Source organism: Pseudomonas sp. o96-267 (assembly GCF_003935465.1).
GTDB lineage: Bacteria > Pseudomonadota > Gammaproteobacteria > Pseudomonadales > Pseudomonadaceae > Aquipseudomonas > Aquipseudomonas sediminis.
In genome coordinates, this window is record NZ_RHQP01000084.1 from 1 (window position 1) to 1,645 (window position 1,645).

Annotated in this window: 1 protein-coding gene; it reads left to right on the forward strand. The window is 58.5% G+C overall.

The features are described 5' to 3' along the window. Nucleotides 1-76: 76 nt before the first annotated feature. Nucleotides 77-1,507: an IS1182-like element ISPa7 family transposase gene (locus tag EGJ86_RS24820; protein ID WP_115747646.1), complete on the forward strand. Its 1,431-nt coding sequence runs from the start codon at nt 77-79 to the stop codon at nt 1,505-1,507. The last annotated feature ends 138 nt before the right edge of the window (nt 1,508-1,645 follow it).

The window sequence follows — 1,645 nt, forward strand, 5'->3', positions numbered from 1 at the left end:
CCGGCCCAGACCGTGTAAAAACGTTGGCATCGTCCTTGCTGTGATTTGATGGATTCAAAATCAGCGGGGGACGCCAATGAAGCGCTTTATCCAGGGAGAGCACCGAGGGCAAAGCACACTGCTTCCCGAGAGCTTGGATGACTACGTGGCGGACACCAACCCGGTGCGGGTGGTCGATGTTTTCGTCGATGAACTCGACCTTGGCCTACTGGGTTTCGAGGGTGTCGTCCCGGCGGAAACCGGCAGACCCGCCTACCATCCTGCTGACCTGCTGAAGATCTACATCTACGGTTACCTCAACCGTATCCAGTCCAGTCGACGTCTCGAACGCGAGAGTCAGCGCAACGTTGAGTTGATGTGGCTGACCGGACGTTTGATGCCGGACTTCAAGACCATCGCCAACTTCCGCAAGGATAACGGCAAGGCAATCCGCGGCGTCTGTCGGCAGTTCGTGGTGCTGTGCCAGCAACTTGGCCTGTTCTCTGAAGCGCTGGTAGCCATTGATGGCAGCAAGTTCAAGGCGGTCAACAACCGTGACCGCAATTTCACCAGCGCCAAGCTTCAGCGGCGAATGGAGGAGATCGAGTCCAGCATCAACCGTTACCTGACCGCACTGGATACCGCTGATCGCCAGGAACCGGCCGTGGCGCAGGTCAAAGCCGAACGCCTCCACGACAAGATTGCGACCTTGAAAACTAAGCTGCGGGAGCTCAAGGAAGTCGAGGTACAGCTCAACGAAACACCGGATAAACAGATCTCCCTGACCGATCCCGATGCCCGCTCAATGAAGACCCGGGGCAGCGGAGTAGTCGGCTACAACGTGCAGGCGGCGGTCGACGCGAAGCACCACCTGATCGTGACCCACGAGGTCACGAACGACGGGGTCGATCGAGACCAACTGAGCTCCATGGCCAAGCAAGCGCGAGAGGCCATGGGTGTCGAGGAACTCTCGGCGGTCGCAGACAGAGGGTATTTCAAAGGCGAAGAAATCCTGGCGTGCCATGAGGCTGGAATCACCGTTTTCGTGCCCAAGACGCTGACCTCGGGAGCGACAGCGGCTGGTCGCTTCGGCAAAGGTGATTTCATCTATGACGCAGCCAAGAACGAGTATCGATGCCCGGCTGGGCAAAGCCTGATCTGGCGGTTCTCAAGCGTCGAAAAAGGGCTGAAACTGCACCGCTACTGGAGTTCGCATTGCCAGGGTTGTGCGTTGAAAGAGCACTGTACGCCTAGCTCAGAGCGCCGAGTGAGCCGATGGGAGCATGAGGCAGTGCTCGAAGCGATGCAGAGTCGCCTGGATCAAGCGCCTGAAATGATGCGAATCCGCCGTCAGACGGTCGAGCACCCGTTCGGCACGCTGAAGAGCTGGATGGGCGCCACCCACTTCCTCACCAAGACTCTCGACCGAGTGAGTACCGAGATGAGCCTGCATGTGCTCGCCTACAATCTCAAACGCGTGTTGAACGTGCTGGGCAGCGGTGCCCTGATGGCAGCGATGAAGGCCTGAGGCCTGTTCTACGACTCGTACCGCCCTCCAGCAGGCGTACTGAAGCCGAAAGTGCCATAGCAACCAGAATTATCGATTGCGCCTGATTGGGCCTCCGACGGCCTCCTAGACGCTGAGAAAATCCCCGGAAGTTGATGG